Below are 8635 nucleotides of genomic sequence, written 5' to 3' on the forward strand. Positions count from 1 at the left end.
CCCGCTCTATTCTGAGTGGGCCTTTTTGTTTCCTGCCCGCCGAGAATCCCATGTCAGCCATTGATATCGTCACCATGCGAGGAGTAACGCCGCGCGTGGAGCCTCACCTTTTGTCTGATGAAGTGGCCGTGGTGGCCAGAGATTGCCATTTCGATCACGGCGTTATCTCTCCCATCGAGGAGGATGTTAGCGCTGGTGTGGTGCTGCCCATCACGCCAACAACCCTGTTTCGCTATGGCGAGCACTGGTTTGTATGGAACAAGGTGGTTGAGGCCATGCGTTCACCTGTTGCTCGGGATGAGTATCAGCGGGTCTACTATACCGACGGCGAATACCCCAAGGTGACCCATGCCCAGATAGCCACTGGTGGCAGCAACAGGCCTACCGCCTGGTATCGGCTCGGTGTACCTGCGCCCGGCGTTCCCGTTGGTGTCAGTGCTATCACGCCGCCAGAGGGTGGCAAGGATGACGACATCACCGACGACGAAACCCGCTACTACGTTGACACCTATGTGACAGCGATGGGCGAGGAGGGGCCGCCCGGGCCTGCCAGCGGCAAGGTGTCCATCACTATCCCTGAGTCAACGGTAACGCTGGCACTATCACCCCCGCAGTCGCAGGACAACAACATCACCAAGCGCCGGATCTACCGGTCGGTCTCCGGTGGTGGCTTGGCTGATTATCTGCTGGTCGCAGAGTTGCCCATTGCACAAGCCGCGTTTGTGGACAACCGTGCAGATGGTGAGCTCGGCCCCACGCTGGAAACTTACGATTACGCGCCGCCCCCTGCCGCTCTGCGCGGTCTGTGCCAGATGGCCAACGGCATGTGTGCCGGGTTTGCTGGCAACTCTCTCTATCTGTGCGAGCCCTATCTGCCCTATGCCTGGCCGGAGAAGTACCGGCTGACTACCGAACACGACATCGTGGCCATTGCTGCCATTGATACCGCGCTGGTGATTGGCACCAAGGGGTACCCCTATCTGGCGCAGGGTGTGAGCTCTTCTTCGGTAACAAACCAGAAGCTCAGCCATCTGCCGCAGGCGTGTATCAGTGCGCGCTCGATGGTGGCCATGGATGGTGTCGTGCTCTATGCGTCCCCTGACGGTCTGGTGGGCATTGGCGCCAGCGGTGGGCAGGTGGTGACCGAGCAGGTGATCACCCGCAAGCAGTGGCGAGCAATGAAGCCTGAGACCCTGCGGGCATGGCATCACGAAGGTAAGTACGTCGGCCTGACCGATACCAACGCCTTTATCTTTGACCCCAAGTCTGGCGACCTGCGTGAGCTGACCAATCGCTGGGATGCGGCGGTTTCGGACATGGAGAGCGATAGCCTGTTTGTGGCCAAGGGGCGAGATCTGCATATCTGGCGCGGCGGAGAGGCTGGTAATGGCCAGTTCGTCTGGCGCTCGAAGGTGTTTATGAATGTCAGCGGCACGGCTTACGGCTGTTGCCGCATCCTGTCATCCGATATCTCCCAGATCGGGGTCAGGCTGTTTGTGGATAACCAGCTGGTGATGGAGCTGTCTCCCGGCAACCTGACGGTGAGCGCATTCAGATTGCCACCGGTGCGTGGCCGGTGGTGGCAAATCGAGGTGTTCGGCACCGCCACGGTGCGGCGCATCACCCTGGCTGGCTCAATGGCGGAGTTGATGTAATGGCAAAAGCAGCATACCGGGCTGGGCGCGATCAGGCCGCCACCGCCGAAAACGTGGAACTGCTGACCGGACAACGTGGCAACAAGCTGGATAAGGCCGTCACGCTGCGCGAGCTGACCGCGCTGGGGCTCGCGACTCTGCGCCCTGGTGCTGGCGGCGCGTTCACGCCAGGCAAAAATCCAGATTTATTCCCAATCGGCACCTATGACAGGCCTCATGCACCGGTCAATGTGCAGGCCAATGGCGCATTTCATACCGTGGTTATCGACTGGGATGGGCCTAACTACCGTGGCCACGCCTATGCCGAGATATGGCGCGCTGAGACTGATAGCCTGCCGGCAGCCACGCTGGTCGGTACCACCTTGGCCAATGTGTTCTCTGATGCCATCGGCAAGGGGGCCACGTTTTACTACTGGGCTCGCTTCGTCAATGGCAAGGATGATGCTGGCCCCTTTAACGCCAGCGGCGTGAAGGCTGAGACCAGCCGCGATGTGCAGGACATCCTGGATGAGCTGCAGGGGCAGATTGATGAGAGTCACTTGGCAAAGGAGCTGCTTGACCCAATCAAGAAGGTGCCGCAGCTATCCATGGATGTGGAGGCGATCAAGCCAAAGCTGGATGAGGTAGATGTCACTATCGACTCAATCCAGAACAAGATCCCCAGCATCGAGGGTGAGCTGGCGTCGCTGAACCAGAAGCAGCAGGACAGCGAGGCGCTGCTCAAGGATGCGCAGGATCAGCTTGGCAATGCCAGTATCGATATCGGGATGGTGCAAGATCGCCTGAACGACAAGATCGACAAGTATAAGGGTGATTTTGACAGCTTCCGGGATGCGGTGTTCGAGGTTGACCCGGAGAGCGGCAACATTACGATGGACGCAGTTAACGCCGTCCGTGAAGAGCTGCGCACCTCCATCACAGAGGTTCACCAAGGGCTGGATGCGGTATCTGGCCAGATCACCAGTAAGGCCGATAATGTCACGGTTGATGGGCAGGGGAAGCGCATCACAGAGGCAGAGCAGCGCATTAATGGGCTCGATGCCAGCCTGAGCCAGACGGTGACCAAGGGCGAGTTCACCGATGAGCAGAAGAAGGTTACCCAGATCGGGCAGGAGCTGAACGCTACCAAAGGGGAGCTGGCGCAGAAGGCGACGCAGCAGGAGGTTGACGAGCAGGGCGAACGACTGGCCAATGCCGAAAGCAAACTGACGGTCCACACCGATGAGCTGTCGAGCCAAGCGCAGCGCATCGACGGGCTGCAGGCCACCGTGGATAGCGGGGATGAGAAGCTTGATGCCAGGATCACCGAACTGGCGCGAGTCACCGCTGACGCTGACGGCGTAATGGCCCAGCGAGTAAGTGGGCTGGAGGTGAGGACGGGCGAGACAGAAGGTAAGATCAGCGTACTTGAGGAAGTGATTGAGTCCAACGGTGGTATCACTGCCGGGCGGTTCGATGAAATTAAAGCCGAGGTTGAGCTGGCCAAGGACAAGGCTGATGGGGCTGGCGATGCCGGTCAGGCCGCCATTGATGCCGCGCTGGCTGGGGATGAGCGAGACAGGGATAACCGCACAGCCTTTGGCGCAATTCGCACCAATCAGCAGGTGATCGTGAATGAGCAGGCCGCCCAAGCCAAGCGCATCACCGACATGGACGTCAAGTTTGAGGGTAAGGATGCAGATACCCAAGCGCGCATCACCGGCGTGGAGGAGGTGCTTGCCGACGCAGATAGTGCGCTGGCACAACGCATTGATGATCTTAAGGCGTCAACAAGCGGGTCGTTTGGCGAAACCGCAGCAGCCATCAAGGCATTGGAAAAGGTATCGACTGACGCCGACAGTGCGCTGGCGCTGCGCCAAGACCAGATGCATGCCGAGATGACCGATGCAGACAGCGTTCTGAGCGCCGGGATTGCCAGTGAATCCGAGGCAAGAGCGACGGCTGATGAAGCCATATCGCGGCGAGTGGATGAGTTGACCGCCAATGTGGATGGCGAACTTGGCGACCTGAGCGCCCGCGTAGCCCAAGAGGAGCAGGCGCGGGCGGATGGGGACGGCGCACTGGCTCAGCGGATCACCACGCTGGACGCCAGCGTAAAGCAGGGGGATGCCACCAACGCGGCCAGCATCTCCAGCCTGGAAAAGGTGGTTGTTGATAACGCCCAGGCACTGGCGCAGCGTCAGGACAACATGGAGTCATCCATCGACCTTGGTGGCAAAACGGATGTCGAGGGAGCTCTGGCCAGCGATGAACGCGACCGGGAGAACCGCAAGGCGCGCGGCAAGATCGTCACTCAGCAGAAAACGCTGGCCAACGACCATGAGGCGCTGGCGCGAGATGTGACACAACTCACCGCAGATTACGAGGCCGACAGCGCCGATCTGCACAGCCAGATCACCGAGGAGCGGCTGGCGCGCAGCACGGCGGACGAGGCGCTGGCACAAAAAACGTCGGTTCTTGAGGTGCAGATAGAGGGGGTTGACCAGTCGCTGTCTGCCTCTATTGCCGAGGTGGCCAAGGCAGGCGCTGACGCAAATTCAGCCATGACCGAGAAGCTGAGTCAGCAGAAATCCGCTATGGAAACGGCAGACGCCGCGCTATCTGGGCGCATCAATGAGGAGGCGACAACCCGGGCTGATGCGGTAGAGTCGCTGGCCAGCCAGATCCAGCAGGTTACGGCTAATTATCAGGATGGTGATAATCGGCTAGAAGGCCAGATCACTGCGGAGTCAGAGGCGCGAGCAAACGCCGTGCAGTCCTTGGCCAGCCAGATCAATACGGTATCGGCCGTAGCCGGCAGCAAAAACAAGACATTTTTTCAGGCCACAGCGCCAAGCACAGGCATGGGAACCGGCGACCTGTGGTTTGACACCGCCAACAACAACCGACCATATCGGTACAGCGGCACCGCATGGGTGGCTACCGATGACCCGCGTATTGCAGCCAACGCTGCGGCAGTGCAGTCACAGAGCAAAGCCATAGCCGACCTGCAAAACGGCGCTCAGGCCATGTGGTCAGTCAAGGCTCAGGCTGGCGACATCAAGGCCGGGATCGGCCTGATTGCCAAGTCGGACGGCACCAGCCAGGTGGCTATCTCTGCCTCTCAGGTGTTCGTATTCAACCCGAATAGTTCAACGCCCATGGCGCCGCTGTTTGCCATCGACAATGGTCAGGCGGTCATTGCCGAGGCCATTATCCGCAAAGCCACCATCCAGATCATCCAGTCAGAGAAGATCACCGCCGACTACATCAAGGCCGGGGTGAGCATCACAACCCCGTTGATTAACGGTGGCCAGATCGATATGGGCAACGCCTTCATGGCTGGCGGTGCGGCTGGTTTTGGCAAGGGTGGCCCTTATGGTGGCTGGGGCTGGGGGTGGCACTCCATCATTTACAGCGATGGGAGCATCTACACCAACAGGCTCAATGCAGAGGGTGGCTATGTTCGCAATATGACCATAGGCAACTGCACGATTGAGCAGGATTGCGTGGTTAGGGGGACTGTATATGCTGAACGGATTCAAGGGGATGTAGCGGCAACAAGATCATTGCCTAATAATGGAGCACTGACTGTACTACCCTCTGTATATGTTAGAAAAATATATGTGTCCACGTTTATCGCTGCAGGGAGATATGGAAGTCACATCAATATCTTAGTTAATGGTAGTTCGATTGGGAGTCTATCGGTTTCACCATTGCTTGGCGGGCAAACTGGGGCAATAGCTGATATGAAAAGTGAGGTGTTCACATATACCATCCCGGCAAATGTCCAAGTCACAATATCATCATCTGCCAACATTCCTAATTTCAGTACTGCAACTGCATTGGTCACCGTGCAAAAGCAGGATTCATCGACTTTTGCATAAATGACCACGATTGAAAGAATGCTACAACGCATTGCTAACGATACTAACAACCCTACCTTATCCATAGAACTACACGACGCCATCCGAAACCGGATGGCGTTTTTGTTTGTGCGTGGCGATGACGGGTTTGTGCTCAAGCCACAGGCAGAAGATGGCGTGATCGGTGTCCTGGTCTGGGTGGGGTGGGGTGATGGCGGGGCACCGGAGCGACACCTGCCGGAAGTGAAGCGGCTGGCTCGCCTGATTGGCGCCCGCTGGCTTCGCTTCCATTCGACGCGCAAGGGGTGGCTCAAGGTTGCGCCAAGAATGGGGTGGGAGCGTCAGCCAGATGATGCTGACGGCATGTTTGTATTTCAGATCAACTTGTGAGGTGAGGGGATGGGAAAGGGTGGTTCAAACGAAATCAAGGAAACCGAAGCCCAGAAGGCCGCGGCTGATGTGGCCACAGAGCAGTGGAATATCTACAAGAGTGACCTGCAGCAGTATGAAGACGTCTTCATGGACAAGGTGGATGACCTCAACAGCGAACGCGAATACGACAAGTTGGCCGGAACGGCGTCGCTGGGAACGGCGAAAACCTTCGGTGAAGCGCGCGCCGGGCTGGCTGATTCCATGGCTGCCAGCGGGGCAGACCCGACCAGTGGCCGGTACCAGGAGGCAATGGAAGGCCTGGCAACTGACCAGGCATTGAGCCAGACCGATACAGCCAACCGAGCGCAGTCCAGCCAGCAGGACAAGTATGTTGCTGGGCTCAAGGATGTGGTGAGCATTGGCGCAGGGCAGAAGGCTGAATCGCTGGCTGGTATTGGCGATGTGGCCACAACCAGCTTGCGCAAGGCAACCAGTGATGCACAGAGCTCTTACCAAAGTCAGCAGGCGACGGCTGGTTTGGTGGGAACCCTGGCAGGATCCGCCACCTCGTATGGGCTGGCCAGCCTGAAAGCGCCGACGGTTACCAGCAACAGTGATGTTGCATCACATCTCGATAGCACCAAGACGCTCGCTGATAACCGCGTCTATAACCCCAACGCAAAAACGTATTTGGGAGGTAGGTAACCATGGGTTACGCCGCAGACACTTACGCCAAAATCACCCGAGAGCAGTACCAGGACTGGAAGACGCGCTTCTACCCCAAGCAGCAGGAACTGATGGAGTTGGCCACCAACGGCCAGTTGCTGCGGGAGCAACTGGGGCGGGTGGATGAGAACAACGCCAACGCGCTCCGCTCAGCTCAGCAGGCTACGGCCAACCGCAATGCGCGGATGGGGCTGGGCACCAGCAGCAATGCCAATGATAACAGCCAGGGGCTGCGCATGGCGCTGATGACGGCAGGCACCGAGAACGGCCTGCGTGAACAGGAGCAGACCCGGCAAATGGGGATCCTGACCGGCGCGGATGCGGGGCTGCGTGAGGCAATTAAAACCGGAGGGGGTGTGTGATGGGGTACGGCATTTTGGATATCGGCGGTCAGACGCGCCAGCAGGGGATGATGGGGCTGCGTGATGCAGCAAATCGGGAGCAGGAAGTGGAAATGGCCAACCAGAGCCTTAAGACGGCCAAAAAGCAGCAGACGATGAGTTCAATAGGCGCTGGTGCGTCTATGGGGATGCTGGCTGGCGGGCCTGTTGGTGCGCTGATTGGCGGCGGTATTGGTTTTCTGGCTGACGGTTTGTTTTAAATGGGGGGTGAGTGATGGGTGTATCAGGATTGGCAGAAGGCTTTCTGGCTGGCTTCAACACCATGGATCGCTATCAGCGCGGCCAGAAAGATGACGCGCGAGCCGATAAGGCTATCAGCATGCGCGATGCCATGTGGCAAAACGAGCAGGAGCGGCAAAAGGTGGCCGATGCTCGCTACCAGAGTGAGCTGGATTACAGCAAGGGGCGCGATAAGGTTTCTGATGATCGCTATGAAAAGCAGTTTTCCCTTACGGAGAGGCAAGTTAAGGCAGCTGAAGCGCGAGCCGGTGCCGCAGAACGCCGCGCCAATGCTGGCGATGCGCGCCAGCAGCAGGAGTATGAGTGGCAGAAGGAGCAGCGCAGCAAGCAACTGTACCAACAGGAGAACCTGCCCATCATCCAATCTGGTTGGCAAGCCGTTGCAGATGGCAAGGACCCGGGCCAGCAGTTCTGGAGCGTGGTGCGCGATCCGCGGGCTGGCTCCTTCAACCCTGAGCGCTACCTGCAGCAGGATTATGCCGAGGCGGGCAAGACCTTTGTCACCCATGCTGGCAACCTGATGCGCCAGGCTCAGGAAGGAAAGCTAGACCCAACCACGCCGGAAGGGCACGCTGCCGTAAATAACCCCCAGTTTATCAAGGCTGCCGGTACCCTCTATCAGGAGGAGGTTAATAAAGGGGTTGGCGACATCGACCCGGACAGCGGCAAGACCATTACCAGCAAGCAGCTGAGCAACATCATGATCACCCCTGATGGGCGCGGCGTGGTGCTGGGGGTGGAGGTGACCTATGACGACGGCAGCAAGGCGGTTCGCCCGGTCACCAATAACCGCACCTCTGCACCGGATGACCACCCCAAGGTGATCCCCATCAATGACTTCCTGAAACCGGCATACCAGCGGGCAGCACTGGCCAAGCACATGATCGGCAACGCCGACCAGCTACGTACCTCGCTTGGCCTGACGGCAGGGCCGGATCAGACTGGCTACAAGAAGGCGGTCGCCGACCTTGAGAAGCAGCACGGCCAGAACCGCGCCAGGATCTCCTCCAGCAACGCAGAGGATAAAGACCTGCAACTGGATGCACTTGATAGTCAGCTTGAGCAGAGCAAGGCGGCGCTGGCTGACACCTACGGCCTGACCACCAAGACTGAGGAGCCAAAGCAGGAGGCACCCATCAAGGCGTGGACTGGCGGCGACCCGGAGCGCCTGCAGTTTATCAAGGAGGCCAATCAGCACGGAAAGCTGAGCAGCCTGATGGAAAACCCGACGCGGATGAACACGGCGTTTGAGCTGTGGCGCCAGCAGGCAGTCAAACAGCAGAAGGCCGAGCAGGCAACAGTGACAGCAGGAAGGCTGCGTGACGCAGAGACAAATGCCTATCAGGCCATAAGTCTGGCGCAGGCTCGCCAGTAGTTGCCTTTCCCCACCCCCAGC

General features: G+C 58.7%; 7 protein-coding genes. All 7 read left to right on the forward strand.

Going from position 1 to position 8635, the window contains the following annotated elements; all coding sequences use genetic code 11:
• The first annotated feature begins 110 nt into the window (after positions 1–110).
• The 7 genes from ACY8FN_RS10105 to ACY8FN_RS10135 all read left to right on the forward strand — a co-directional run bounded on the left by ACY8FN_RS10105 (position 111) and on the right by ACY8FN_RS10135 (position 8614).
• Positions 111–1655 (forward strand): hypothetical protein, encoded by a 1545-nt coding sequence (locus tag ACY8FN_RS10105; RefSeq protein ID WP_463099932.1) that lies wholly within the window; start codon positions 111–113, stop codon positions 1653–1655.
• Entirely contained in the window at positions 1655–5521 is a 3867-nt protein-coding gene (locus ACY8FN_RS10110; protein ID WP_463099933.1) for a phage tail tip fiber protein, read from the forward strand. Before ACY8FN_RS10105 ends, ACY8FN_RS10110 begins: the two co-directional genes overlap by 1 nt.
• A 93-nt stretch (positions 5522–5614) precedes the next feature.
• Entirely contained in the window at positions 5615–5890 is a 276-nt protein-coding gene (locus tag ACY8FN_RS10115; protein ID WP_463099934.1) for a hypothetical protein, read from the forward strand.
• 9 nt (positions 5891–5899) lie between these two features.
• Positions 5900–6577 carry a hypothetical protein gene (locus tag ACY8FN_RS10120; RefSeq protein WP_463099935.1) on the forward strand — a complete coding sequence of 226 codons (678 nt, stop codon included), beginning with the start codon at positions 5900–5902 and terminating at the stop codon, positions 6575–6577.
• 2 nt (positions 6578–6579) lie between these two features.
• Positions 6580–6960: a hypothetical protein gene (locus tag ACY8FN_RS10125; protein ID WP_103858409.1), complete on the forward strand. Its 381-nt coding sequence runs from the start codon at positions 6580–6582 to the stop codon at positions 6958–6960.
• Positions 6960–7199, forward strand: coding sequence for a bacteriocin (locus tag ACY8FN_RS10130; protein ID WP_463099936.1), 240 nt, complete (start codon positions 6960–6962; stop codon positions 7197–7199). Before ACY8FN_RS10125 ends, ACY8FN_RS10130 begins: the two co-directional genes overlap by 1 nt.
• A gap of 14 nt (positions 7200–7213) precedes the next feature.
• Complete coding sequence (locus ACY8FN_RS10135; protein WP_463099937.1) at positions 7214–8614, forward strand: hypothetical protein; 1401 nt, start codon at positions 7214–7216, stop codon at positions 8612–8614.
• Positions 8615–8635: the final 21 nt, after the last annotated feature.

The organism is Aeromonas sp. 160P (assembly GCF_055193095.1).